Origin of the sequence: Pseudomonas sp. NUPR-001 (genome assembly GCF_052147955.1) — a bacterium.
Taxonomy (GTDB): Bacteria; Pseudomonadota; Gammaproteobacteria; order Pseudomonadales; family Pseudomonadaceae; genus Aquipseudomonas.
The window spans coordinates 3757224-3781715 of record NZ_CP197353.1 but is presented as its reverse complement, the minus strand read 5'-3'; the positions used below and the strand labels follow the sequence as shown (position 1 = coordinate 3781715).

Below are 24492 nucleotides of genomic sequence, written 5' to 3'. Positions count from 1 at the left end.
TAGAAGTGCTTGCAGGTAAGGTCAGTTGAGGTGGCTGCTCCAATCACGGATCAGTCGCCGATACAGGCGCAGGGCTTCGTCGATGCGGGCGATTTCGCAGTACTCGTCCGTCTGGTGTGCCATCTCCGGTGTGCCGGGGCCAAGGATCACGATCGGCACCCCCGGGTGCGCGTGTTGCAGCGCGCAGGCATCGGTGAAGTAGCTGGCGCCTCGCGGTTCGGGGCGTATGCCAGTTTCTTCTTCGGTGATGCGGTAAACCGCTGCTATCCAGGGGTCGCTGCTGTCGGTGTACACCGCCGGCAGGTCGAGCACCGCCTGGGCTTCGCAAATATCGGGCTGCAGCGCTGCCAGCAAGGTGTCGCGGGTATCGTCGTGCGACATGCCGGGCAGGCTGCGGATATCGACGCACAGCTCGGCCAAGTCTGGCACGACGTTGATGCTGCTGCCGGCGTGCAAGGTGCCGGCACTGATACTGGTGTTGCCCAGTACCGGATGGCGCGGCGCGGGCACCTGATAGTGCTCGAGGGTGGTCAGGGCGCGCGCTGCCTTGTACAACGCGTTGTCGCCGCGTTCGGGCATTGAGCCGTGGGCGCTTTTGCCGCGGGCGCCGAGCTTGAGCCAGAGCGCGCCCTTATGACCGATCAGCGGGTAGTTTGCAGTCATCTCACCGACGATGATCGCCCCGGCGCGATGCTGATCGACACCATCGCGCAGCAGAGCCGCCGCGCCCTGGCAGCCGGTTTCTTCGCTGGCGGTGAGCACCAACACCACACCAGGCCCGTCAGCGATCAGGCTACGCTCCTGCAGCGCCGCGGTGATGAAGGCCGCGATCCCGGCTTTCATGTCGCTGCTGCCACGGCCGTACAGGCGGCCATCGTGGATTTCACCGGCAAACGGGTCGTGCGACCACGGCGCCTTGCCCAGCGGCACGGTATCCAGATGCCCGGTGAAACACAGCGGCCGTCCCTGGCCGTTGCCCAGATAGGCCACCAGACTGGCGCGGCCGGGAGACAGCTGGTGCAGGGTGGTGGTGAACCCTGCTTGCGCCAGCAACCCGGCGAGGAACTCGGCGCAAGGCTGCTCATTGCCCGGCGGGTTGGTGGTGTCGAAGCGCAACAGCCTGCGGGTCAGATCGATTGCATCCTCGAATGGCTTCATAGCGACCTCGCATCCCCGCTGAGATCGATGGCAACCGCATCCACCTGCAGTGAGGCGCCGCCCGGCAAACCGTTGAGCCTGACCATGGAGAAGGGCGGCAAGCTGTCACCGCACAGCTGTTGCAGTGCATGGGTAAACAGCCTCATGGCCTGGTCTGGGTCGTGATCGGCCTCGCTGGCGGCGACCAGTACATGCAGGTGGGCGAGGGCGTGTGGGCCGCTGCCGACATTGCGCAGTTGCTCGGCAACACGCTGCAGCACCTGCTGACAGGCCGGTTCCAAAGCGGTGGTGTCTGCACTCTGGCCGGCCACCTGAATACTCGACCCGGCGCGTTGTGCCTGCACCCCGGCCGTCCAGTTACGATTGCCGGTGTCGGCCTGCGCTGTTTGCTGGGCGATGCCGACCTGGGCGGTGGCATCGATCTCCAGCAGCAAGCCTTCATAGAGTAGGTTGACGCCAAAGGCGGTGACCGCTGGCAGCGGTTCGCCGCAGGTCGTGCGCACCACGCTGAGGATGTCTTGCAGGCGCGCTTCGGCGGCCTCGTCGTCACCCTCGTGCAGGTAGCAGATCTTCAGCTGGGTCAGGTCGCTGAACGTCGCCCCGGCGTCGAGCAATACATGGCGTATATGCTCCAGCACATTCGCGGTCTGCCCGCGCAGGTCGCCCAGGCTGATCGCCTTGCCAGCGCGGTCGGCGGAGACCTGGCCGCCGACCCAGACCTGACTGCCAGAGCGCCAGCCCTGCGACAACGGCACCGGAATGCTCCAGTCCCAGCTTTTCACCGGCATGATCCGTTGCCGCTGGGCAACCGGCACGGCCAGCGCTTCGGCTTCCAGCTGGATCAGCGCGCCGCTGCAGCCCATGCCCTGAACGCGAACCGCGGTGGCGGCGGGGCCGGGGTCGGGGAAGTACTGCAGGCGCACCCGGGTCATCTTCTCCCAGTACACCGTGGCATCGGCTTCTTCGCCTTCGTAGACGTAATAGGTATTGAGGCGCACCAAATCGGCCATGCGCAGGCCTGCCGCCTCCAGCGCGGCTTTCAAGTTGCGGAATACCGCGTGGGTCTGGGCTTCGATATCGCCCGCGCCGATCAGCGTGCCGGCCGCGTCGAGCGGCAGTACACCGCCGACGAACAGTTGTTGGCCGAAACGTCGATAACGGTAGGGTTGCAGGGGCAAAAGCGCGGAAAGGGGCACTGCGGTGCTGAGGTCGGACATGGCGTTGCTCCCGTTGCCCGGCCTGGGCCAAAGTTGCTGGGCCAGTGGGGCACTCATCAGGTTGGCTTGGTTGTCTCGCCCCTGACTCTAGAGAAGCCGATACTTCGGAAGAATAGCCGGTTCATGAAGTTGACTTCGGCGATTCACGAAGCAAATACGCCTAGTGCGCTCAATCCTGCGGCGTAGTGCAATCGAGCACTTGCTGGTGGAAGGCCACGACGGTGCGCGGTGGGCTGACGCTGCGATGGCGGATGATGTTGAAACACAGCTGCGGGGCGTATTGCTCCGGGCACAGCCTGCGCAGCTCAGCCTTGTCGACCCAGGGCTGGGCATAGTGCAGCGGCAAAAAGCCAATGTACTGCCCGGAGACAATCATCATCGCCCGCGCTTCCACGTTATCCACGCTGCCCGCCGCGCGTTCGGCCTGCAGTTGGTCGAGGTCGAAGCGGCCGAGAAAGGTGCGCGCCGCGACCCTGGCCTGGCTCAGCAACTGTGGCGTGATACTGGCGTCATCCTGGTCGAACAACGGATTGCTGCGCGAGCAGAACAGACCGTGGGTTTCCTTGTACAGCGCGGTGTATTCCAGCCCTGGCAGGCGCGAAGGAAACGGGCCGACCGCCAGGTGCAAGCGGCCATCCATCACCCGTTGTTCGAGAGCGCTGGGGGTATCGATATGGATCTGCAGATGCACCTGCGGCGCCATCTCGCCGAAGCGGCGAATGGCCTGGGTCAGCGGGCTGGCGGTGTCGGTCAGGGTGGCGTCGATCACCCCGACGCGCAACACACCGCTCAACTGCTGGCGGAGGGTGGCGGCCTCCATCGAAAAGGTCTCGACCGCTGCCAGCATGCGTTGCGCCGCTTCATACAGCACCGCGCCCTCGTCAGTCAGGCGAAACCCCGAGCGACCGCGGTCGCACAAGCGGACGCCGAGGCGGGTTTCCAGCAGGCTCATTTGCTCGCTGATCACCGAAACACTGGTGTTGAGCGCCGATTGCGCTGCCGAAAAGCCGCCACACTGCACCACCGTTTCGAAGATCCGTAGTGACTTCAGATCGGCATCCTGTATGCGCATCAACGTCGTTCCCGGTTGCGGAAAAGCCACATCAAGGTTGCAAGTCAGGGCAAATGTCAATCGGCAGCTGCTGAACTAGCGTGCGTCGTCATCCATTATCGCGGGCGTTGCAGCCGAACCTGCCAACAGGCCACCGTCAATGTTGAACTCACTGCCGGTGATGTAGGTGGCGTCATCCGAAGCGAGTAACAGGGCGATGGCCGCCACTTCTTCAGGCATGCCGAACCTTCGTGCCTTGCGCAGCTCCGGTGATGAGTGCGGTTTTGGCGTGCTGTTTGTTGTCCATAAATGATCCTCCTTGGCCTTGAAATGGGTAGGCGGTGGGAGCGGGCTTGAACTGGTCAAGTAATCCTGGACACCCGTTAAGGTTTACGCCGCCAGCTTCTCTGCCTCGACCGGCGACCGGTATCCGTTGTAGCTGTGAGGCCTAGTGGTGTTGTAGCGGGTGATAAAGCGCTGCACATCCATTCGGGCCTCATGCTCCGAGTCGTAGCCATCTTCGGGTACCCACTCAGATTTCAGGCTTCCAAAAAACCGCTCCATCGGGGCGTTGTCCCAGCACTCGCCTTTACGGCTCATGCTCTGCCGGTGCCCATGCTCGCGCAGCTCATTTCTGAACTTGTGGCTGGTGTACTGACAGCCTTGGTCAGAGTGAAATAGCACACCCTTGGGGCGTCCGCGCAGCTCGGTTGCCATGCGTAAGGCCGCGCAGGTCAGTTCAGCATCCGAGATCATCGAGAACGACCAGCCGACAATCCGCCGTGCAAACAAGTCCAAGACAGCCGCGAAGTACAGCCAGCGCTTACCAGCCTTGATGTACGTTACATCTCCGCACCAGACCTCATTTGTCGCCCGCACATCGAATTGCCGTTTGAGCTCGTGCGGTGCGGTCAGGGCTTCAACGCCTGAAGATTTGTATTTGTGGCGTCTGCGTTGACGGCTGCTGATCCCAGCTTCTTGCATCAGGCGGCGCGCCTTGAAGCGGCCGACTGGGTGTCCACTGGCTTGCAGCATCTTGGCCAAGGTGCGCGAACCTGCCGCCCCTCTCGACTCACGATGATGTCTGATCAACTGGGCCTTGAGTTTTTCCCGTCCGGGGTAACGCCGGTCCTTACGCTGGCGCCAGCAGTAGAAACTGCTGCGGCTGACCCCAAGCACCCGACAACACTCATTAACGCCGTATTGCTCACCCAGCTCATCGATCAACGCGAGTGATCTTTGGCGTCCAAAAGCAGGAGAGCGCTGGCCTTTTTTAGGATTTCGATATCCCGGTCTTTCTGCTTGAGCAGGGCTTTGAGCCGTTGGATTTCCTGCTGGTCTGCCGTTATTGCCTTGGCACCCACAGGGGTTAAGCCTTGACGCTCCTGGCGCAGTTGATCGACCCAACGACGCAACGCTGTAGGGCCAATGCCTAAACTGGCACAGACCTGTGGAACTGATTGGCCTTCGTCCAGCACCATGCTGGCCGCCTGTAGCTTGAAGTCACTCGAGTAAGAATTACGCATATCCAAACACCTCAGGTTTGGGCGCCATCATAGCGCCCGATTGAGGTGTCCAGGATCATTAGGCCAGTTCAGCTTGCCCCGCGATTGAGGTTTAGCAGGCACATCGCATCGCGGGGCAAGCCCGCTCCCACCGCCGCCCCTACTGGCAATTGCAACTATGCTCTGAGTTCGAAAGGTAAAACCAGTTTTGACGCTCCTCCCAGCAAAGAGGACGCAGCATGCGAAACAGGCTGTTGCCCATTGACCTGCGCGGGCTGATTTTCTTCGTCGTTGTAGTGTCTGTCCTGGCGACGCTGGCCAATGGGCTGATCGTCGCGTATCGAATCCAGCGCGATGCGTTGACTCACTCGGCATTAGACGCCAACAGCGCCTATGCCGCCAAAGTGGCGTCCAGCATCGGTGATTTCCTGACGGCAGCGCAAAGCCGTCTCAAGTACAGCGCTGGCGCCTTGTCGGCTGATTGGAATAACCCTGCTGCGCTTCGCACTGAAGCCATGCGCTTACAAGCCCAGGATGCAGACTTCAATTCCATCGTGATTGTCGATGACAAGGGCAAAGTGCTGCAGGCCTATCCGGATACCCTGCAGATTGTCGGCGCTACTGTTCGCCCCGATGGGCTTGCGCTCGTCCTTGCGCAACGGCGCCCGTTGATCAGTGCTGCCTACCTGTCCGTCTCAGGCAACCTGGTCGTGGCCATTTCTCAACCGATATTCAACGCATCCGGGCAGTTCCTCGGGGCAATCGGTGGCTCAGTCTATTTGCTCAGGCAAAGCGCGTTGCACAGTGTCATCAGCAACCACTTTCATCAGGAGGGTACGCTGGCGATGGTGGCCGATGGCAATCGACGTCTGTTGTATCACCCAGACCCCAAGCGCATTGGTGAGGCGCTGGACGGGCATGAGGCCGTAGCTGCGGCTTCGCAAGGGAATATTGGCTCGATGCAAGTCACTACCCATACAGGCATTTCGATGCTGACCGGTTACGCGCCGGTTCCATTGGCGGGGTGGACGGTGGTGGTGCAACTTCCCGCCGAACGTGCGTTGTCTTCGCTGCGGCAATTGCTCAAAGAGGTGCTGCAAGGAATGATTCCGACAGGCATCGTTGGCCTTGGTTTTATCTTCGCGGCCACCGCGTTGATCACACGGCCTTTGCGCCAGCTTTCGGCGATTGCCCTGCAGTTGGCGGCGATGGAAACCACCACCCATCTGCAACGGGTGAATGCCTGGTACCGCGAAGCTTCGGCAATACGCCAGGCGATGTTGACCGGCGTGCAGTTGTTGCAGCAAAAGCTTGGCCGGCTTACCCAGGAGGCGCAGACCGATGCCCTGACGGGACTGGCCAACCGCAGGGCGATGAATGCCTTGCTCGACTTGCTTGATCAGGCAGAACAACACTATTCGGTACTTTCGCTGGACATCGATCACTTCAAGCGTATCAACGACACTTTCGGCCATGACGCAGGCGACGTTGCACTCAAATTCATCGCGCAAGAGCTCAATCGCAACTCCAGAACCGGTGATCTGGTAGGCCGTGCTGGCGGAGAGGAATTCACGGTGGTCTTGCCTGACACCACCCTGGAAGTCGCCATCGCCATTGCTGAGCGGATTCGGGAAAGCATCGCTGCCAGCGAGGTTCCGGGTGTGGGCAAACTGACGCTTTCGATCGGGGTGGCTTGCAGGTCCGCAGCGTCACCCTCCCAAGAAGCGGTTCTGAGGCTGGCTGACGAGCGCCTCTACCGAGCCAAGGAGGAGGGACGCAATCGGGTTGTCTCATAGCCATGGTAGGAGCGGGCTTGCCCCGCGATGGCCAGCCGCACTAACAGAGCACGTGATGGCTTGCGATTGCGGATTGTCTGTTATTTCTCATCAGAAAGCTGGCCTCCGGGGAGGAGGCCAGCTGACACTTACTCGACTACTTCAAGCGCATTGACGGCGCGGATAAACAGGTCATCGTAGCGCTGTTTGATGCGGCGGAAGTGGCCGGTCGCGACCAGCGCATCGATGACTTCGGTGGTAGCTTGCATGGTATTTTTGTAGCGAAGGTCGCCGAGAAACTCGCGACGGATGATCGGGTCGAGCGTCATCAGTTGTTCCTGTGGGAACTTATCGTACGTTTGCGCACGCTGGTTGATCGCCAGGTGCTGGATGCCGTGCGCTTTCAGGTAAGCCAGCAGGTCTGGCACATGGAGATAAGCGTTAGGGCCACCGTAAGGCAGTTTGATCATTGTCTGATCCTCATTCAGAAGCGGATGTGATGAGGGCGAAGCCTCTGACTGCACGCCGCCGGCCATCAGTGCGCGGTACATACCAATTGGCATGACTGCAAATACCGCTTCGCCATCGTCACCATGAATGAACTGAACAGAACTCATTTTAATCTCCAATGCGCCTTCGTTGTTCTTTGTTTTGCTTCGTTATGCATGCAATGTAATTACAATGTGGAAATGAGTCAAGCCATAAACTAAGAAAATGTGCAGGCTGTCGTCGTTGGTAGATGCAAAGTAGGCCTCAAGTGCTTCGCGCCGACGCTTGCTATGCTTCTGTGACGTTCCGAGCGTGCCGGGATGACCCACATGCAACCGCTACAGGATTATGTGGTGTACGTCGTTACGGCCCAGGAAGGCTGGATGTCTGAGCTGTCAACGCTGTTGACCGCGCTTGCCGCGTTTGCCTCGGTGTTGGTGGCGTGTATCGCTGTACGCTTCAGCGCCCGGCAAATAAAGACGTTCGAGTTGCACAACCGGCGGATGGCAACGCCGCATTTGTCGGCGTGGAACAGCACCGATGTGAAGGCCCGGTCCTACAGTTACACCCTGGAAAATAATGGCCTGGGGCCTGCCATTATTCGTGAGGTCAGCCTCTGGGTCGACGGCGTGCTGGTGCAGGGGGAAGGGCCGGACTTGCTGGAGGCGGCCAGTAAAATGTTGCTCGGCGATATCCCTTACGAGCAACGCGCCGAACTGTTTATCGTCGGCGAATTCATACCCCCCGGCAAAAAATTCACCACCACCACCGTCATGCCTGAGAACCATGACCCGGTGGCGATCATGGCCATTGCCAAGGCGCGATTACGTCTGTTGATTCGTTACGATAGTATTCTTGGCGACAGCTTTGTCTACGATTCGGATCAGTGGCGGGACCGACAGTAACGATGCTCAGGAGGAACGCGTGATGACCAGTCCAAGTGCACTCACATTGGCCGGATTTATTGCCTGGGCCTTGGCACTGCTGGTGCTGATGGAACTGCTGCGTGGGTTTCTGGTGATGTTCAAGGGTGTACCAGCCAATCAGTTCACTCCGGATAACGCCAACCTGTCACCGTTCATGCAGCGCCTGGCGCGGGCCCACGCCAACTGCGTGGAAGGGTTGCCGATTTTTGGCGGCTTGTTGCTGCTTGCGTTGCTGACCGAGCAGACGGCAATTACTGATCCGCTGGCCTATGTGTTTCTCGCGGCACGCCTGGTTCAGTCATGCATTCACCTGGCCTCGCAAAGCGTGGTTGCGGTGTTCTGCAGGTTTGCCGCGTTCGCTGTGCAGTTGGTCATTGGCATGTGGTGGGCTGCGCGTTTGTTGGGGATATGATGGCCTGCACGGTGATGGCGATCTGAGTGAGGGATCGCTATCGCGGGGCAAGCCCGCTCCTACCGAAACGGCATGAGGTTGCGGCGTCAGTGTATGTGGGGAGTGGTGGGGCCTGACTGTGCATCGGCAGGCAACACGCTGACCTGCACCTCGACGCTGCCAGCTTTTTCGAACTGCAATGTCAGCGGGAAGTGTTCTCCGGCTTTGAGCGGCTGCTCCATGCCCGACAACATCACATGGTTGGCGCCGGGTTTGAAGGTCACTTCGCTATGGGCCGGGATGTCCAGGGCTGGCATGTGTTGCATGCTCATCATGCCATCGCTGGCAGCCTGGGTATGCAGTGTGGATTTTGCTGCGCGCGGGCTGCTGACGGCGATCAGGCGATCTGTCTGGCTACCCTGATTGTGCACGCTGAAGTAGGCGGAGCCGCCGGGCAGCTCGACCGGCAGTTCGCGGGACCATGGCTGGCTGATCAGCAGTTCGCCGATTCGATAGTCATCAGCGAAACCTGCGGTGCTGCAAACAAGCAGGGCGCCAAGCGCCAGAACACGTGCAATCATGATGAACTCCTTGCCTAGTTGCGGGTTTGTGAGGTGGTGATCGGTGCTCGCGGCTGCAAGCGCTCGGTTTCTTCTTCCAGGTACGTCAGCAAGGCCGAGATTTCGACATCACCCAAACGCAGGTTGGGCATGGCCAGGCGGTTGTATTGCTCGAACAGCTGCAAGGCCAGCGGGTCTTGTTCTACCAGCATGACGTTGGGTTCCTTGATCCAGCGCGCCAGCCAGGCGGGGTCCCGTTGCCGGGTGACGCCGAGTAAGTCCGGGCCAATGTTGCGCATCCCGGCGTGTTCGGTGTCGCCTAGCGTGTGGCAGGAGGCGCAGCGCGTGCGGTAGATCTGTTCGCCAACGCTGGGCTGACGCACGTTGGGTGCGTTGGCGTAATCGTTGGTGTTGGTGCTGGCCAGTTTCCAGTTGTGCAGGCTTTTGCCCAGGCGGTCGGCCAGCACATAAGGGTTCTCCATGGGCGATGCTTTCATCCAGCGTCCGGTGCTTTGGTTGCCGATGATCAGGCTGAGGTTATGGTCCTTGGTCTGGCCATCATCCACGCCTTTGATGAACAACCCGAGCTTTTGCCGCAACAGGCTGATTTCGTCTTTGTTGCCGGTGAGAAACTGCCAGCCGGGGCCGATCTTGAATTTCTCGGCATAGTGTTTGAGCACCTCCGGAGTGTCGGTTTCCGGGTCGATGCTGATGGAGTAGAAAAACACATCGCGGCCCACGCGCTCGCCGAGCAGTTTCTGCACCTGGCGCAGGCGTGCGGTTTCCAGGGGACAAGAGTCGGTGCAGGTGGTGAAGATGAAGTTGATTGCCACCACTTTGTCTTTGATCAGGTCATCGAAAAACCGCAGCGGCTGACCGTCCTGGTTGATCAGCGTTGTGTTGGGGAAGTAGTCCCGCCCCCATACCTGTTCCGCTTGGTTTTCGCTGACGGCTGCCAGTGCCACACCGCTGCTGAGCAGCAGCGATTGAACGAGTGCCATCCAGGTTTTCCAGCCCATGCGATTGATCTCCTGAACCTCAGTGTCGAGTGTTTCAGCCCTTGCCCCGTGCGCTCGGGCAACACAGCTGCCAACGCGCACGGGGCGTGGTTTCAGCGCACGGTCAGGGGCACCGTGATGGCTTTGCCGTTGACAGGCTTGATGGTCACCGTCGGGTTCGGCGCTGGCCCGCTGCCGGTGGTGTTGGCCGACAAGCGCCAGTTGCCACCGGACATCACCGTGGCCGTGCCGAGGTTCAGCGTGCCGTTGATACCTGTTGCGGTGACCGCGAGGGTGTCGCCGATTTTCAGCGCGCTGCTACCCACCAGTTCCCAGGCATAGCGGCTGTTACTGCGCACGGTGACCGTAGCGCTGCTGACCTTCAGGTTCTGATCAACCTCCACCGGCACCGGCGTCACGGCAATGCTGACGTTGGCCGCCAGTTGCGACACGCCACCGCGGGCATCCTTGACCTTGTATTCGAAGTGGGCGCTGTAGGCTTCGTTGACCGTTGCCGGCGGCGTGAAGGTGACCTGAGTGCCATTGCTGCTGACGCTGCCCTGACCAGAGTCTGGTTGCCCGAGGCTGACGACCGAGAGCGGCATGTCACCGTCGGGGTCGCTGTCGTTGGCCAATACGTTGAGGGTGATCGGCACCCCGGCTTTGGTGGCGCCGCTGTCGTCTCTGGCCAACGGCAGTTGGTTGTCCTCGTCGTCACCGTCGCCCGGGCCTTCAGCGTCTTCATCACGGAACGCGGGCAGTGCGGCCGAACTGATGTAGGTGACGCCGTCCCAGGTGGGCATGGGCGATGGCATCAGTTCGAACTGGCCGGGGTGCTCAAGGTCGAACCGCAGCAGCATGGAGTTGTCTTCATGCTGGGTGTTGTGGCAATGCTCCATGAAGGTGCCGGCGAATTCGCGAAAGCGGATGGCCATTTCCAGTTCACCGGAGCTGTCCACTTCCGGGCCGACCCGATAGAGGTCTTTGCGTGCCCATTTTTCCCACTCAGGCGGCGCCTTGCCGTCGCGGTTGAGGATTACCCCTTCTTCGAAGTGCACGTGCACCGGATGACTCCAGCCATTGCCACCGTTTTTGATTTTCCACACTTCCAGGGTGCCTTCACCGGCATAACCGGCATCGGTCGGGCCGCTGGCCAGTTGCGGCGCGGCGGTGATCCGCCGGGGGTCCATGGAGTAGCCGAAGCCACCGTCGGTCTTGATCGTCCAGGGCGCCGTGTCGGTGCCGTCGGAGCGGCCGAACTCAAAGCTGCGGTGGCGCGCCTGCTTGAGTTTGGCCTGCATGGCCGGATCGTTGCGGTCGATGGTCAGCGGGATCATTTTCTTGCCCGCGGCTTTGCCCGGTTTGGCCGGTTCATAGGCCACCGGGTCCATGCTCAGGTCGGTGCCGCTGTAAGGCTTGACGTTGAACTGCAGGAACTTGCCGACCACCGGATCGCCATCGCGCCAACGTGGGCCTTTGCTGGTCTGGTCGATGACGGCCTTGTACTTCTCGGAGAGCACGTCGGCCAATGACACCGCTTCTTCGCTCGGGCCTTTGCCGGTGTCGTGTTCCATCAGGTTGACGAAGAAGATCTTGTCGCCGGGTTGAATGCCGTGTTTGGCGAAGTTGATGATGATGTCGTAGCGCTCGGCGATGGCCATGGTCGGCATGATGCCGTTGTCGTCCTTGAGGTCACCGTTGCCATTGAGGTCCATGCTGCCATCGAACGGAATGGCATGTTCCATGATGTTGCCGTCGTTACCGATCATGTGGAACGGTACCCGGTTGTAGGACACCCCGGAGCCCTGCGGGCCGCGGAATTCACCACCGGTCCCACGCACTTCGCGGACCACGGCGATCTTCATGTAGCGCGACACCGAACCGTTGAGAATGCGCAGGCGATAGCTGCGCGCGCGTACGTCAAAGTAGGGCTTGTACAGCCAGTTGACCATCATCTGGTCACCGATGAACCCATCGATGTTGAACGGGTTGAACCACAGTTGGCCGCTCTGGTCCCAGGCCTTGTCGGCAAAAGTCAGGTTGACGTCATAGTCGCGGTTGCCCCAGGGCAGGGCCGAGCCGCTGGGCAGGCGCAGGTTGACGCCGTCTTCCAGCGCTTCGTTGCCGCGGTCAAGGGCGCTGTAGTAGTTCATCATCGCCGCGTTGCCCTTGTAGACGTTGTGCGCGGTGAAATCGAGCATGTGGTCGTGGAACCAGTGGGTGCTCATGGTTTCGCGCCAGTCACCACGGACTTTGATGCTGCCGTTCTGGCAGGTCTTGAGCCCCGGCGTGGAATCGTTGACCCAGAGCGTTTCGCCTTCAGCGCAGGGGAAGGCGGCGCGGGGGTCTTCGGCCTTGGTGTTGATCGAGTCGTAACCGGCCAGTTGCAGCGGCCAACGGTAGTCGTAGTACTGGCCGGGGAAGAAGTAGGCGTTGGTGTAGCCATCGCTTTCTGCCGGGTTATGGCCGTTGTGCTCGTGGGTGCTGAGGGTGTGCAGGCCAAAGCCGCCATTGGCGGCCGGATCGATGGGCAGGGCGTTGTAATGGCGCATCAGGATTGGTTGGCCGTAGCGCGCCATCAGCAACTTGGGCGGTAGCGTGCCATCGAAGGTCCACAGCGCGTTGTGGTTCTGGATCGGCATGTTTGGGTGAAAGCGGATGCCGATGCCTTTGGCCGTGCCCTCGGTGGCCGGAATGCCGGCGGTGTTGTGGTACAGGCCGCCGGGGCCGAACTCGCCTTTGGCATAGCCGTGCATTTGCCGGCGGTCGCGCAGGCCCTGATTGACCCGCGCCCCGGCTTGCGCGGTCTTGATTGCTGCCTGCGGGTAGAACTCGTTCCAGCGCTGGTGGGACCAGCCTTTTCCTGGTGGCCGGCCCTCTGCTGGCGAGCCCACCGGCTGGCGGTTGAGGAAGGCTTCGATTTGCGCTTTCCATGGGTTGCGGTCAAGCACGTTGGCGTACTGGGTGGGAAATGGCGACAGCCCGGGTTGGCGCAGAAACGCTTCCAGCGCCGCGCCGGTGGGGCCGCTGCGGGCGACGCTATTGGGGTCTTGCTCGGGCGCCGGGCCGGTGGTGGGAATCGGGAAGGGCAGCGTGCCGGCTTCGACCGTCGGGTCGAGCTTTTCCGGGCCGAATTCTTCGTACAGCAGCATTTGCTGAGTAAAGGGCTGAGCGCCGAACAATGGGCTGGCCAAGCCATTGGTGGGGTAATTGAAAGAGGTTTGCTGAGCGGGCTGCAGCACGTTTTCCGTGCGCGGGGTGGTGCGGTCACCGTAGGCGCCGTTGGGCAGCGCGAGCGCGCCGTGGTTGCCTTCGGGCAACAGCTTCAATGCATCCAGCGCCTGTTGCGCGGCCAGCGGGTCGGCGGGCATTGGAGTGTAGGCCGAGGGGTCGGTGGCAGACGGCGGGCTGGTGTCGTCGATGGGCGCGGCACTGCTGGTGCCGACACTGCAGGCTACCCACAGTGCAGAGGCAATGCTTGAGCGTTGGAAACGGTGAAGTATCGAGCGGCGCTGCGCCGTGTAGGTGTACATAGCGTTTACCTCGTCCCGGCCTGTTCGCTGGCGGTTTGTGCCCAAAAAAACATCAAATTGCCATTGTGTGATGGCATGGGGCAAAAACCGCACCAACAGTGAGGGTTCGAGTGCGCTAAATGAAAAAATTCAAATTATTCAAAGTGTTGTGCTGAGTCGCTGCGGCGCCCGACTCATTGCTGCCAAGGGGGAGTGGGGGCGTTCCCCCGTCTTTGGTGATGGTTGAACCGCTCCCCCGCACCCACGTCTTAATCAGTCCAGATCGGACGCGTCGTGCCGCTCCGCCAGCTGCTTGGCTTCCTCGCCCCAGGTGCGGTTGACCCGCTGCCCGCGGATCACTGCCGGGCGCTTGGCGATCGCTTGCGCCCACCGTTGTACGTGGGTGTATTGCTGTACGTTGAGGAACTCACCCGCCGAATACAGGTTGCCCAGCACCAGTTGGCCGTACCACGGCCAAACCGCAATGTCGGCGATGGTGTAGCTGGCGCCTGCCAGGTAGGGGCTTTCGCTCAGGCGGCGGTCGAGCACATCGAGTTGGCGCTTGGCCTCCATGGTGAAGCGGTTGATCGGGTACTCGAATTTTTCTGGCGCGTAGGCATAGAAATGCCCGAAGCCACCGCCCAGGTACGGCGCGGAACCCATTTGCCAGAACAGCCAGTTAAGGGTTTCGGTGCGCCCGGCGGGATCGCTGGGCAGGAAGTGGCCAAACTTCTCGGCCAGGTACAGCAGGATTGAACCCGACTCGAACACGCGAATGGCCGGTTCTACGCTGCGGTCGAGCAACGCCGGGATCTTCGAGTTGGGGTTGACCTCGACAAAGCCGCTGGAGAACTGGTCGCCTTCGCCGATGCGGATCAGCCAGGCATCGTACTCGGCTGCGCTGACGCCGAGGGCCAGTAGTTCTTCGAGCATCACCGTGACCTTGACGCCATTGGGCGTGGCCAGGGAATACAGTTGCAAGGGGTGCTTGCCGACCGGCAGCACCTTGTCATGGGTGGGGCCTGCCACGGGGCGATTGATGTTGGCGAATTCGCCACCAGACGGGGCGTCGTGGGTCCAGACCTTGGGCGGTGTGTAGGGGGCTTTGCTCATCGGGCGAATCTCCTGCATTTCGGGCCAGAGGCAAAGCCTAACCTTTTTTGGTGGGATCAAGCTTGCCCCGCGATAGCGATCTGCCTGAGAAATCGCTATCGCGGGGCAAGCCCGCTCCCACAGGAGGATTTAGAGGAACCAGCGGTATTCGCGGGCGTTGATGTCTTGCATGAAGGCCAGGTGGTCCTGACGCTTGTTTTCGCAATAGACCATGACGAACTCGCTGCCCAACTGCTGGTTGACTACCGGGTGCTGGCGCATGGCGCTGACGGCCGCGAGCATGTCTTTGGGGAAGTCGATGCCGCTGCTGCGATCTTCGTTGAGCGGGGCGATGGGCTCTTTCGCGGCATCCAGGCCGTGTTCCATGCCGCTGAGAATCGCCGCCAGTACCAGGTACGGGTTGGCGTCGGCACCGGCCAGGCGATGTTCGATGCGCAGGTTGCGTGGGTCTGACTCTGGGATGCGAATGCACGCATCACGGTCTTCGTAACCCCAGCTGGCGCGGCTGGCGGCGTTGACCATGGCGCCATAGCGGCGCATGGCGTTGTGGTTGGCGGCGAAGATCGGCATGCAGTGCGGCAGCAGCTCCAGGCAGCCGGCTACGGCATGGCGCAAGGGGCGCTGGTCATCGGCGGCAAGCAGGTTGTTGCCGTCGCGGTCGTACAGGCTGACATGCACGTGCATGCCGCTGCCGGGCGCCTCCAGGTACGGTTTGCTCATGAAGCTGGCACGCATTGCGTGCTTGAGCGCAACGCCACGGGTGCTGCGGCAGAACAGGGCGGCCCAGTCGGCGGCGCGCAGGCCGTCGTCGCAGTGGCCGAAGTTGATCTCGAATTGGCCAGGGCCCAGCTCGGCGGTGATCACGTTGGCATCCACGCCTTGTTCGTTGGCAGCCTCGACCATGTCACGCAGCACGTCGGAGTAACGCGACAGGCGCTCGATGTGCATGTTCGGCTGGTCGTCAGCGTCGTCACTGAACGGGTCGCGAGGGAACTGCGGCAGGCCTTCCTTGAGGGCACGGTCGAACAGGTAGAACTCCAGCTCGAACGCCACCACCGGGCGAATACCACGACGCTCCAGGCGCTGCAGGACTTGCGCGAGCACTTCGCGGGGTTCGAACTCGATGGGTGCTTCGGTGCCGTCGGAGCTGATCAGCATTTGCCCCAGCGGCTGGTTTTCCCAGCGTACCGGCTTGAGGGTGCCGGGGATCAGGCGCCGTGGTGCATCCGGGTCACCGTCGTGGAAGCAGTAGTCGCCAATCGGGAATAGCCCGCCTTGCACACCCAGCAGCACGCAGTTCTGCGGCAGCTTCAGCGGGCTGCCAGCGGCGACTTTTTCGAGCATGTCGATGGGGTAGCGCTTGCCATAGAAGTGCCCGGGAATGTCCAGGCTGATCAGGTCGACATAGCGCACCTCGGGGAATCGAGTGCGAAAATCACGTACTTCAGTGAGCAGATCGGGAAAGCTTTTTGTTGTTGTCATCGATTGCAGTCCTGCAGCGTTATTCAACGGAATACCCAGAGCACCCGTGTCGGCTGCTCAGTGAGGTTGGCGTAGCGAAACTGACTGTGTGGCGGAAGTTGGAAGCTGTCGTTGGGGCCGAGGGTGACTGGCTCCGGGCTGTCATCGAGCCACAGGCTCAGTTGCCCTTCGAGAACAAAGCCGCCTTGTTCGGAGCTGTCGTTCAAGTGGCCTTCGCCGCTGGTGGCGCCGGGGGCCAGATGGCTTTCGAGCATGGAGAAACTACCGGTGAGCTTCGGCGAGACCAGCACGTCGGTGATGCCACCGGCGTAGTACAGGGTGCGCCGTTCACCCGGGCGGGTGACCCAGTCCACTTCCCGTGGTTTGCTCAGGTTGTAGAAGTAGGTGGTAGGCACATCCAGGGTTTCACTGATGGCGGTCAGGTCTGCCACCGTGGGGCGCGACAGACCTCGCTCGACCTGGGACAGGAAACCAACCGAGCGGTCGATGCGCTGGGCCAGTTCACCGAGGGTCAGGTTGCGGTGTTTGCGCAAGTCACGGATCAGGATCGCCAACCCTTCGATTTCGTCCTGCATGTCCATAGAGTGGTCCTCTTAAATATTGTCGCGCAGGCGGTACCAGGCTTTGGCTGCCGCTTCCAAGGGGGCGGCGAGCAGGTCGCCGCCGGGGAAGCGGCCGTTGTCGATGGCCTGGTACAACGCCAGCAAATCACTGTTGCCGAGAATGGCATCGCTGACGGCACGGGCGGCGGCCAGGGTCGGCAGTACGCCATGCCCGGAAAAGCCCTGCAACCAGTAGCGCTGGCCTGTGCTGCCGATGTCGGGGGTGCGGCGCAGGCTGCAGTCCAGATGGCCACCCCAGGCATGTTCAATGGCCACACCGCGCAGTTGCGGAAAGGCACGTTCCAGCACCGGGCGGGTAGCCGCTGCGACATCGTCGGGAATGCCGCCCAGGTAGGTGCAGCCGCCGCCGAACAGCAGGCGATGATCCGGGGTCAGGCGGAAGTAGTCGGGTACGAATTGGTTGTCGATCACGCAGCTGTTGCGTGGCAGCAGCGAGCGGGCCAGGGCTGGGTCCAGCGGTGCGGTCGCGACCTGGTAGGAGCCCACCGGCAAAAGGCGCCGCGCCAGCTGGCGGTCGAGCTTGTCGATGTAGGCGTTGCAGGCCAGCACCAGCACGTCGCTGCGCACTTCGCCGTGTTCGGTGCGGGCGATAAAGCCGTTAGCTGTTTCGCGGTAGTCGAGTACGCGGCTCTGTTCATACAGCCGTCCGCCCGCTTCTTCGATGCTGGCGGCCAGGCCTTGGGCCAGTTTCAGCGGATTGAGGTGCGCACCTTCCGGGTCGTAGAGCGCGGCCTGGTAGCGTGGGCTGCCGATCCATTCGGGCATGGCCTCGCGTTCGATCAGTTGCAGCGTGTGGTAACCCCATTTTTCGCTGGCTTCACGTTGTGCTTCGCGCAGCAATTCGACCCGGCGGGGCAGCACGGCGGCCCACAGGCTGCCGGGGCGGTAGTCGACGTCAAATCCATGGCGATCGGGCAGGGCGCGCATTTCGCTGGCGGCCCAGCACATGCTGTCCCACAGACGTTTCGCCCGTTCCAGGCCCAGGGCCTTCTCCAGCGGTGGCATGTCACACGACCAGCCCAACAGCGCCTGCCCGCCATTGCGCCCGGAGGCCGCCCAGGCCACACGACTGGCCTCCAGCAACGTGACCCGCTTGCCCGCCAGCGCCAGGCGCAAGGCGGTGTGCAAACCACTGAAACCGGCGCCGATGATCAGCACCTCGGTATCCAGGCGCTCATGCAGGGTAGGGCGCAAGGCAATGCTACTGGGGTAGGTGCGGGCGTAGTAGCTGGCGACATGCTGGGCGGATTGCTTGAACATGGCGGAGTCTCGTGAATTTTTATTGGTATATTTTCATGAAAAACTACCAGATAAATTTCACGAGTCCAACCCCCTTTTAAATGGCTCCGCTGGCTTCTGCATCTGGCCGTGCCGGTGGGAGCGGGCTTGCCCCGCGATTTGCTATATCGCGCCAGATCGCGGGGCAAGCCCGCTCCCACCGGTAGGGCCGGATGCAGGCAAAGCCAATCCTGCCCCGGAAATCCGTGAAGAACCTTTGAAGTTAACGACGCAGCGCTTGTTGCACCTCCAGGCGTTCGCTGCGGGCATTGATCAGGCGTTGGCGCAGCAGGTCGTAGCCCCAGTTGTAGGCCATGGTGTAGGGCAGCATGAAGACGAAGAAGCCGATCTCCAGCATGAACGCCTGCACCAGCGACAGGTTGAGCATCAGTGCCGCAATCGGCACGCCGATCACCACAAAGCCGGTTTCGAAACCAGCGGCGTGCAGGGCCCGTACCTTGACGTTGCGCTGCACCCGGTCAGCCGGCCAGAGCCGGTCAAACCCGGCGTTGTAGAGCATGTTCCAGAGCATGGCCACGGTCGACAGCACCACGGCCAGGGTGCCGACTTCCAGCATCGAACGATTGAGCAGCCAGGCGCCGATCGGCGCGCAGATCAGTACGGCAATGGCCTCGAAGCCTACGGCGTGGACGATACGCTCGCCGAAGGATTTGTTGGAAACACGCATGACATCACCTGAACGGTTGGTTTCGATGGAGCGATTGTCATCGCTTTTTCGCTTATGTTAAAAATAGGTTCCATCGATAAAAGCGATACATCCATGCGCTATTCCCCCGAAGCTCTGCATGCCTTTGTCGAAGCCGTGGCCCTCGGTTCTTTCTCGGCAGCGGCGCGCAAACTGCGTAAAAGCCAATCGACCATCAGCGCCGCCATTGCCAACCTTGAGGCCGACCTGGGCGTTAGTCTGTTCGACCGTCAGGCCCGTCATCCGCAGCTGACCGAAGCTGGGCGCAAGGTGCTGGGGCACGTGCAGGAAATCCTCGCGGCCAGCGAACGGCTTGATGAGCTGAGCATTCGTCTGGCCGATAAGGTCGAGCCGCGGCTGACCATCGTTCTGTCCGACATGTACCAGCTCACCCCGGATGATCAGCTGATGCGTCAGTTCGAGCAGCGCTACCAGGACATTGAGCTGGAATGCATGATTGCTGAGGGTGGTGATGTGTTGAGCCTGCTGCAGAGTGGGCGGGCGCATCTGGGCTTGCTGGCTGCGCAGGCGAATTACCCGCCGGACATCGCCGTGCGCAGAATGGCGAAGCAGGCCCAGATGGGGGTTTTTGTCGCGGCCGGGCATCCGCTGGCGGCGCTATCACAGCCGACCCAGGCACACTTGGCGGGTCATCGTCAGCTGTACCTCAATACCTATGCCGACAGTGAAAACAGGCCGCAGGGGCGGGTGTGGTCAGCGCCGGATTACCTGTTGCTGCTGGAAATGGCCGAGCAAGGCTTTGGGTGGGCCGAACTGCCCCACGGCCTGGTGCAGCAGTACGGTCATGGCCAGTTGGTGGAGCTGACCTTGCCGGGTTGGCCGCGACCGATTGCGGTCGATGCGGCCTGGTCGCGGCTGACACCGCCGGGGCCGGCGGGTTTGTGGTTGTTGGACGGCCTAGTGTAGGCGCGGCGGTACGGCGGCCTTAGCGGGTGCTATCAAATTCACCGCGGCGCACGATACGCCGCTCGGCGGGCACTGCAGCCACCGCCGCCGCTGCATTCGGCGCCTTGATGACGATGAAGGTCGCTTCATTGCCCAGCGCAAGGCCATAGTCACGCTTGCCCATGACCGCCGCACCTGCCGTAGTGGCCATCGCCAAGGCCAGGTTCAGGTCCTCGTCGCTGTAGAAGCCTGAGCGGTAGCCGATCAGCATCGCACGCTGGAGCATGTCGGCATTGCCATACGGCCACCAGGCGTCGCGAATGTTGTCGTTACCGGCGAACACATTCACACCGGCCGCGCGCAAGCGCAGGATCGGCGGGAAGGGGTGATCGCCGGGGGCGTTGGTGAGGATCGATACCCCGGCCTCGGCAAGGGTGGCGGCAATCCGCTCAAGCACGTCTTCAGGCACCTGGCCCAGGGCATAGGCATGGCTGACACTCACGCGCCCTTGCAGGCCGGCGGCGCAGGTGCGTGCGGCGATGCGTTGCAGTTGCTCGACGCCCTGCAGGCCGGGCTCGTGCAGGTGAATATCGACTTTCACGCCGTGGCGCTCGGCAATGCCGAATACCACATCCAGCTGACCGTCGGCATCACCATCGAGGGTGGTCGGGTCGATGCCGCCGATGACCTCGGCGCCATCGATAATGGCGGCTTCCAGCACATCGGCGGTGCCCGGGCACGACATCACCCCTGCCTGGGGGAAGGCCACCAGCTCAATGTCGACGATGCCGCGCCATTTCTCCCGCGCTTCCATCACCGCGTGCAGGTTGCTCAAGCCGGTGGTGGCATCGACATCGACATGGCTGCGCATGGCCACGGTGCCGAACGAAGCGGCCTGACGGATCAGTGCGTCGGCACGCTCAACGATGGCGGGTGCCTGGGCCAGTTCGCGTTTTTCGATGGCCAGACGCTCACGCAGGCTGCCTGCTGGTTGGTGCGGGTGCCAGCGATCGCCGACAAAGCTTTTGTCCAGGTGGATATGACCGTCAACGAAACCTGGTACCAGCAGCTGCCCGCCCAGGTCGATGCACTGCACACCGGCGATGGCCGCGACGTCGCTACCCAGGCGCACGATACGGCCATCGGCGACGGCTACAGACAGCGGGCTGCCGTCGGCAGCAACGGCATTCACAAACACACGATCAATCATTTCACGACCTCTTGGACAAGGCCGCACACCCTATAAAAGTCGCCGGGAATCGGCCAATTAAATATCGGGATCGATAGCAGTGAGTTTGTGAATGCCCACGGTTCAGCCGCCAATCAGGTGTTTAAGCGGATGGTAGTCAGCCTTGAGGTTGTGAGTGGCCTTGAGGATCGCTTCTTCGATACCGCTCAGGTGCGTGCACACCAGTTCGATGGCGGCGGCCTGATCACCGGCCTCGAGGAATTCGATCAAGCGCAGGTGCTCGTTGCCACGGCAGGCTTCATGGCGTTCGTCGTCGAGGGTCGAGGCGTACAGAGAGCCGCGTTCGATCAGTTTGCGGAACCAGTCGAGCAGTACCGGGTTGTCCAGCACTTCGGCCAGGCGCAGGTGAAACTCACCCAGCAAGTGGACATAGCGGCCATGGTCACCGGCATCGGCTGCGGCTTCTTCTTGCGCAACGTGCAGGCGCAGCGGGTGCAACAGGCTGTTGTCGGCGCGGCGGCACAGTTCGGTGACGATACCGATTTCGATCAGGCGCCGGGTTTCGAACACCGAGCGGATGTCTTCATCGCTGGGCAGCGATACCCAGGCGCCCTTGTTCAGCTCGGTGGACACCAGGCCATCGCCTTCCAGTTGTTTGAGTGCGGCACGCACCGAGGTGCGGCTGACCTTGAACAGCTCCGCGAGCGATGACTCGCCCAGTTTCATGCCGGGGCGCAGGGTGCGCTTTCTGATGGCCTCATGGACCCCCTGGTAGACGCGTTCTACGGTCGATGCGGGGAGTTTTTCCGTCATTGCCAGCTCCGATGTTCCTTGACCGCACAAGCATGCCGTAAATAAGCGATTACGGGTAGGAGCGGGCTTGCCCCGCGATAGCGGTGTGTCAGTCACATCACATCGCGGGGCAAGCCCGCTCCTACCGGAGGTGGGTGTGGGTTGTGTACATTCGCGACGCTTTATTGTGTTCATGTTACCGGGCGTTGTTACTTTCATGCCCAAACACAGTGTTTGGTTCGCTGACCATTTGGTCAGATTAAACGGTTCAAGTTTGCACGATGTTGAAAATTTAAATCGTTATAAATCAGTTCGATAGCCATACACGCGGCGTGTGGCGATCCTACATTTCGTGCCGCTTTGGCACACATATTGTTCCTCGAAAATCGTAATACAAAGATTGCATACAATTTTTGTATTCCACGGCGTCCAGGCGCCGACAGCGGTCCCAACTCTCAAGTCCAACAATAATGTGTTGCAGCACCACAGGCGCTGCAGCAAGAGCCCGGGGAACATGCAATTGGATACTTCCAAACCTCTGGATACCGCGTACCTGTCTCCCGACTCTGCCGCGTCTGCGCAGTTGTCGGGGCATCCCAGTCTGAGCCCGAAACTGCACAATGCCGACCTTGCACCGACCAAGGCCGCAGGTCGGCGTTGGGGCGGGTACAGCATCTTCGCCTTGTGGACCAACGATGTGCACAACATCGCCAACTATTCCTTCGCCATGGGCCTGTTCGCGCTCGGTCTGTCGGGCTGGCAGATGCTTGCAGCGCTAGCGGTCGGTGCGGTGCTGGTGTACTTCTTCATGAACCTGTCGGGCTATATGGGGCAGAAAACCGGGGTGCCGTTCCCGGTGATCAGCCGCATGAGTTTCGGTATCTACGGTGCGCAGCTGCCAGCGATCATTCGTGCCGTGATCGCGATTGCCTGGTTCGGTATCCAGACCTACCTCGCCTCGGTGGTGCTGCGGGTGTTGCTGGTGGCGATCTGGCCGAGTCTGGCCAGCTACGACCACAACGCCATCCTCGGGCTTTCCAGCCTGGGCTGGGCCAGTTTCGTCGCCATCTGGTTTGTGCAGTTGGTGATCCTCACCTTCGGCATGGAGATGGTGCGTAAGTACGAATCCTTTGCCGGCCCGGTGATTCTCTCCACCGTGCTGGTGCTGGCGGTGTGGATGTACCTGCGGGTCGATGGCAACCTGGCCTGGTCGGTGGGTGAGCCGTTGACCGGCGTGAAGATGTGGACCCAGGTGTTTGCCGGCGGCGCGTTGTGGCTGGCCATTTATGGCACGCTGATTCTCAACTTCTGCGATTTCGCCCGCTCTTCGCCGTGCCGCAAAACCATCCGCGTCGGCAACTTCTGGGGCCTGCCGGTGAACATCCTGGTGTTCGCGGTGATCAGCTTTGTCCTGTCCGGGGCGCAGTTCAGCATCGATGGCACGGTGATCGACAGCCCGACCCAGATCATTGCCGCGATTCCCGACAAAACCTTCCTGGTCCTCGGTTGCCTGGCATTTCTGATCGTTACCGTGGCGGTGAACATCATGGCCAACTTCGTCGCCCCGGCCTTCGTGCTCTCCAGCCTGGCGCCGAGCCGCCTGAACTTCCGCCGTGCCGGCCTGATCAGTGCCACCCTGGCGGTGTTGATCCTGCCGTGGAACCTCTACAACAGCCCGCTGGTGATCGTCTACTTCCTCTCCGGCCTGGGCGCGCTGCTCGGCCCGCTGTACGGGATCATCATGGTCGACTACTGGTTGATCCGCAAAGCCCAGGTGCATGTCCCAGACCTCTACAGCGAGGCGGCCAGCGGTACCTATCACTACACCCGTGGGGTCAACTACAAGGCCATTGCAGCCCTGGTGCCTTCGGCGATTGCCGCGGTGATGCTGGCCCTGGTGCCGGCGTTCAGCGACCTGACACCGTTCTCCTGGCTGTTCGGTGCGGCGATTGCCGGCGGCGTGTACTACCTGATTTCCGATAGTAAAAAACACTATGTGGACTGTTCCGGCGAGCACTTTGCCGTCGACAGCGCCCAGCACTGAGCGTCACGCACAAGGAACTGACTCATGAAAATACTGGTAGTCAACGTCAACACCACCGAGTCGATCACCGAGGCGATTGCCCGCCAGGCGCGCAGCGTTGCCTCGCCGGGCACCGAGATCGTCGGTTTGACCCCGCGCTTTGGTGCCGAGTCGGTAGAGGGCAACTTCGAGAGTTACCTGGCGGCCATTGCCGTCATGGAGCGGGTACTGAGCTACGACCAGCCGTACGATGCGGTGATTCAGGCCGGTTACGGCGAGCATGGCCGTGAAGGCTTGCAGGAACTGCTCAACGTGCCGGTGGTAGACATCACCGAAGCCGCTGCCAGCGTTGCCATGTTGCTGGGCCATCGCTATTCGGTGGTGACCACCCTGGATCGTACGGTGCCGCTGATTGAAGATCGCCTCAAGCTGGCCGGGTTGGAGAGTCGCTGTGCCTCGGTACGCGCCAGTGGCCTGGCGGTGCTGGAGCTGGAAGAAGATCCCGAGCGCGCCATTGAAGCGGTGGTGGGGCAGGCCGAGCACGCGGTGCTGCATGACAAGGCCGAAGTGATCTGCCTGGGCTGTGGCGGTATGGTCGGGCTGGATGAGCGCATTCAGGCGCGAACTGGAGTGCCAGTGGTTGATGGCGTTACGGCTGCAGTTGCGTTGGCCGAGTCGCTGGTGCGCCTGAAGTTGAGCACCTCGAAAGTGCGCACCTATGCAGCGCCGCGGCCCAAGCAGGTACTGGGCTGGCCGCGGGCCTTGTTGGGTTGATCCGGTGGTAGGAGCGGGCTTGTC

21 protein-coding genes and 1 pseudogene are annotated in these 24492 nt (G+C 61.5%); 6 read left to right on the top strand and 16 right to left on the bottom strand.

What is annotated here, in order from left to right:
* Window positions 1-21 precede the first annotated feature (21 nt).
* The 5 genes and pseudogenes from ACP6KB_RS17060 to ACP6KB_RS17040 all read right to left on the bottom strand — a co-directional run bounded on the left by ACP6KB_RS17060 (window position 22) and on the right by ACP6KB_RS17040 (window position 4952).
* Window positions 22-1158, bottom strand: a complete 1137-nt coding sequence (locus tag ACP6KB_RS17060) for a M20 family metallopeptidase (protein WP_442108385.1) — start codon at window positions 1156-1158, stop codon at window positions 22-24.
* Window positions 1155-2375 (bottom strand): Rid family hydrolase, encoded by a 1221-nt coding sequence (locus ACP6KB_RS17055; protein ID WP_442108383.1) that lies wholly within the window; start codon window positions 2373-2375, stop codon window positions 1155-1157. Before ACP6KB_RS17055 ends, ACP6KB_RS17060 begins: the two co-directional genes overlap by 4 nt.
* A 169-nt stretch (window positions 2376-2544) precedes the next feature.
* Complete coding sequence (locus ACP6KB_RS17050; protein ID WP_442108381.1) at window positions 2545-3447, bottom strand: LysR family transcriptional regulator; 903 nt, start codon at window positions 3445-3447, stop codon at window positions 2545-2547.
* Window positions 3448-3522: 75 nt separating this feature from the next.
* A pseudogene (locus tag ACP6KB_RS17045) lies at window positions 3523-3678 on the bottom strand (SDR family oxidoreductase); the annotation flags it as partial.
* 138 nt (window positions 3679-3816) lie between these two features.
* Window positions 3817-4952, bottom strand: a protein-coding gene (locus ACP6KB_RS17040; protein ID WP_442108379.1) for an IS3 family transposase whose coding sequence is annotated in 2 segments (ribosomal slippage) — window positions 3817-4679 and window positions 4679-4952 — 1137 coding nt in all. Because the reading frame shifts where the segments join, the coding sequence is not laid out codon by codon here.
* Window positions 4953-5170: 218 nt separating this feature from the next.
* Between ACP6KB_RS17040 and ACP6KB_RS17035 the strand changes: the two genes are divergently transcribed.
* Window positions 5171-6727 carry a diguanylate cyclase gene (locus ACP6KB_RS17035; RefSeq protein WP_442108377.1) on the top strand — a complete coding sequence of 519 codons (1557 nt, stop codon included), beginning with the start codon at window positions 5171-5173 and terminating at the stop codon, window positions 6725-6727.
* 128 nt (window positions 6728-6855) lie between these two features.
* On the opposite strand, the gene ACP6KB_RS17030 is transcribed toward ACP6KB_RS17035, so the two are convergent.
* A complete protein-coding gene (locus ACP6KB_RS17030; RefSeq protein WP_442108375.1) occupies window positions 6856-7323 on the bottom strand; it encodes a hypothetical protein in 468 nt (155 codons plus the stop codon).
* A 201-nt stretch (window positions 7324-7524) separates the two neighbouring features.
* Between ACP6KB_RS17030 and ACP6KB_RS17025 the strand changes: the two genes are divergently transcribed.
* Both ACP6KB_RS17025 and ACP6KB_RS17020 read left to right on the top strand, forming a co-directional pair.
* A complete protein-coding gene (locus ACP6KB_RS17025) occupies window positions 7525-8100 on the top strand; it encodes a hypothetical protein (RefSeq protein ID WP_442108373.1) in 576 nt (191 codons plus the stop codon).
* Window positions 8101-8122: 22 nt separating this feature from the next.
* Window positions 8123-8533, top strand: a complete 411-nt coding sequence (locus tag ACP6KB_RS17020) for an MAPEG family protein (protein ID WP_442108371.1) — start codon at window positions 8123-8125, stop codon at window positions 8531-8533.
* 86 nt (window positions 8534-8619) lie between these two features.
* Here the strand turns inward: ACP6KB_RS17020 and ACP6KB_RS17015 are convergent, their stop codons facing one another.
* The 8 genes from ACP6KB_RS17015 to ACP6KB_RS16980 form a co-directional block, all read right to left on the bottom strand.
* Window positions 8620-9093: a copper chaperone PCu(A)C gene (locus tag ACP6KB_RS17015; protein ID WP_442108369.1), complete on the bottom strand. Its 474-nt coding sequence runs from the start codon at window positions 9091-9093 to the stop codon at window positions 8620-8622.
* 14 nt (window positions 9094-9107) lie between these two features.
* Entirely contained in the window at window positions 9108-10073 is a 966-nt protein-coding gene (locus tag ACP6KB_RS17010; RefSeq protein WP_442108367.1) for an SCO family protein, read from the bottom strand.
* A gap of 110 nt (window positions 10074-10183) precedes the next feature.
* Window positions 10184-13603, bottom strand: a complete 3420-nt coding sequence (locus ACP6KB_RS17005) for an Ig-like domain-containing protein (RefSeq protein ID WP_442108365.1) — start codon at window positions 13601-13603, stop codon at window positions 10184-10186.
* A 252-nt stretch (window positions 13604-13855) separates the two neighbouring features.
* A complete protein-coding gene (yghU, locus tag ACP6KB_RS17000) occupies window positions 13856-14695 on the bottom strand; it encodes a glutathione-dependent disulfide-bond oxidoreductase (protein ID WP_442108363.1) in 840 nt (279 codons plus the stop codon).
* Window positions 14696-14824: 129 nt separating this feature from the next.
* Window positions 14825-16177: a glutamine synthetase family protein gene (locus ACP6KB_RS16995; RefSeq protein ID WP_442108361.1), complete on the bottom strand. Its 1353-nt coding sequence runs from the start codon at window positions 16175-16177 to the stop codon at window positions 14825-14827.
* Between the two features lie 23 nt (window positions 16178-16200).
* Window positions 16201-16758, bottom strand: a complete 558-nt coding sequence (locus ACP6KB_RS16990) for a helix-turn-helix domain-containing protein (protein WP_442108359.1) — start codon at window positions 16756-16758, stop codon at window positions 16201-16203.
* Between the two features lie 12 nt (window positions 16759-16770).
* The gene (locus ACP6KB_RS16985; RefSeq protein ID WP_442108357.1) at window positions 16771-18060 is read right to left on the bottom strand and encodes an NAD(P)/FAD-dependent oxidoreductase; all 1290 of its coding nucleotides are present in this window, start codon (window positions 18058-18060) and stop codon (window positions 16771-16773) included.
* A gap of 241 nt (window positions 18061-18301) precedes the next feature.
* Window positions 18302-18766 carry a multidrug/biocide efflux PACE transporter gene (locus ACP6KB_RS16980; RefSeq protein WP_442108355.1) on the bottom strand — a complete coding sequence of 155 codons (465 nt, stop codon included), beginning with the start codon at window positions 18764-18766 and terminating at the stop codon, window positions 18302-18304.
* Window positions 18767-18859: 93 nt separating this feature from the next.
* Here ACP6KB_RS16980 and ACP6KB_RS16975 point away from each other — a divergent pair, with 93 nt between their 5' ends.
* On the top strand, window positions 18860-19711 hold the full coding sequence (locus ACP6KB_RS16975) for a LysR family transcriptional regulator (RefSeq protein ID WP_442108353.1): 852 nt from the start codon (window positions 18860-18862) through the stop codon (window positions 19709-19711).
* Window positions 19712-19730: 19 nt separating this feature from the next.
* On the opposite strand, the gene ACP6KB_RS16970 is transcribed toward ACP6KB_RS16975, so the two are convergent.
* Window positions 19731-20900: an amidohydrolase family protein gene (locus ACP6KB_RS16970; protein ID WP_442108351.1), complete on the bottom strand. Its 1170-nt coding sequence runs from the start codon at window positions 20898-20900 to the stop codon at window positions 19731-19733.
* A gap of 102 nt (window positions 20901-21002) precedes the next feature.
* Entirely contained in the window at window positions 21003-21692 is a 690-nt protein-coding gene (locus ACP6KB_RS16965) for a GntR family transcriptional regulator (protein ID WP_442108349.1), read from the bottom strand.
* Between the two features lie 493 nt (window positions 21693-22185).
* Between ACP6KB_RS16965 and ACP6KB_RS16960 the strand changes: the two genes are divergently transcribed.
* A complete protein-coding gene (locus ACP6KB_RS16960; protein ID WP_442108347.1) occupies window positions 22186-23715 on the top strand; it encodes an NCS1 family nucleobase:cation symporter-1 in 1530 nt (509 codons plus the stop codon).
* Window positions 23716-23739: 24 nt separating this feature from the next.
* Window positions 23740-24468, top strand: coding sequence for an aspartate/glutamate racemase family protein (locus ACP6KB_RS16955; RefSeq protein ID WP_442108345.1), 729 nt, complete (start codon window positions 23740-23742; stop codon window positions 24466-24468).
* The last annotated feature ends 24 nt before the right edge of the window (window positions 24469-24492 follow it).

Bases quoted from the DNA above. Each gene is read 5' to 3' on its own strand.
- ACP6KB_RS16995 (WP_442108361.1), bottom strand. From the start codon at position 16,177: ATGACAACAACAAAAAGCTTTCCCGATCTGCTCACTGAAGTACGTGAT.
- ACP6KB_RS16985 (WP_442108357.1), bottom strand. From the start codon at position 18,060: ATGTTCAAGCAATCCGCCCAGCATGTCGCCAGCTACTACGCCCGCACC.
- ACP6KB_RS16955 (WP_442108345.1), top strand. From the start codon at position 23,740: ATGAAAATACTGGTAGTCAACGTCAACACCACCGAGTCGATCACCGAG.
- ACP6KB_RS16965 (WP_442108349.1), bottom strand. From the start codon at position 21,692: ATGACGGAAAAACTCCCCGCATCGACCGTAGAACGCGTCTACCAGGGG.
- ACP6KB_RS16970 (WP_442108351.1), bottom strand. From the start codon at position 20,900: ATGATTGATCGTGTGTTTGTGAATGCCGTTGCTGCCGACGGCAGCCCG.
- ACP6KB_RS16975 (WP_442108353.1), top strand. From the start codon at position 18,860: ATGCGCTATTCCCCCGAAGCTCTGCATGCCTTTGTCGAAGCCGTGGCC.
- ACP6KB_RS17015 (WP_442108369.1), bottom strand. From the start codon at position 9,093: ATGATTGCACGTGTTCTGGCGCTTGGCGCCCTGCTTGTTTGCAGCACC.
- ACP6KB_RS17035 (WP_442108377.1), top strand. From the start codon at position 5,171: ATGCGAAACAGGCTGTTGCCCATTGACCTGCGCGGGCTGATTTTCTTC.
- ACP6KB_RS16990 (WP_442108359.1), bottom strand. From the start codon at position 16,758: ATGGACATGCAGGACGAAATCGAAGGGTTGGCGATCCTGATCCGTGAC.
- ACP6KB_RS16960 (WP_442108347.1), top strand. From the start codon at position 22,186: ATGCAATTGGATACTTCCAAACCTCTGGATACCGCGTACCTGTCTCCC.
- ACP6KB_RS17030 (WP_442108375.1), bottom strand. From the start codon at position 7,323: ATGAGTTCTGTTCAGTTCATTCATGGTGACGATGGCGAAGCGGTATTT.
- ACP6KB_RS17055 (WP_442108383.1), bottom strand. From the start codon at position 2,375: ATGTCCGACCTCAGCACCGCAGTGCCCCTTTCCGCGCTTTTGCCCCTG.
- yghU (WP_442108363.1), bottom strand. From the start codon at position 14,695: ATGAGCAAAGCCCCCTACACACCGCCCAAGGTCTGGACCCACGACGCC.
- ACP6KB_RS17060 (WP_442108385.1), bottom strand. From the start codon at position 1,158: ATGAAGCCATTCGAGGATGCAATCGATCTGACCCGCAGGCTGTTGCGC.
- ACP6KB_RS17010 (WP_442108367.1), bottom strand. From the start codon at position 10,073: ATGGCACTCGTTCAATCGCTGCTGCTCAGCAGCGGTGTGGCACTGGCA.
- ACP6KB_RS17050 (WP_442108381.1), bottom strand. From the start codon at position 3,447: ATGCGCATACAGGATGCCGATCTGAAGTCACTACGGATCTTCGAAACG.
- ACP6KB_RS16980 (WP_442108355.1), bottom strand. From the start codon at position 18,766: ATGCGTGTTTCCAACAAATCCTTCGGCGAGCGTATCGTCCACGCCGTA.
- ACP6KB_RS17025 (WP_442108373.1), top strand. From the start codon at position 7,525: ATGCAACCGCTACAGGATTATGTGGTGTACGTCGTTACGGCCCAGGAA.
- ACP6KB_RS17005 (WP_442108365.1), bottom strand. From the start codon at position 13,603: ATGTACACCTACACGGCGCAGCGCCGCTCGATACTTCACCGTTTCCAA.
- ACP6KB_RS17020 (WP_442108371.1), top strand. From the start codon at position 8,123: ATGACCAGTCCAAGTGCACTCACATTGGCCGGATTTATTGCCTGGGCC.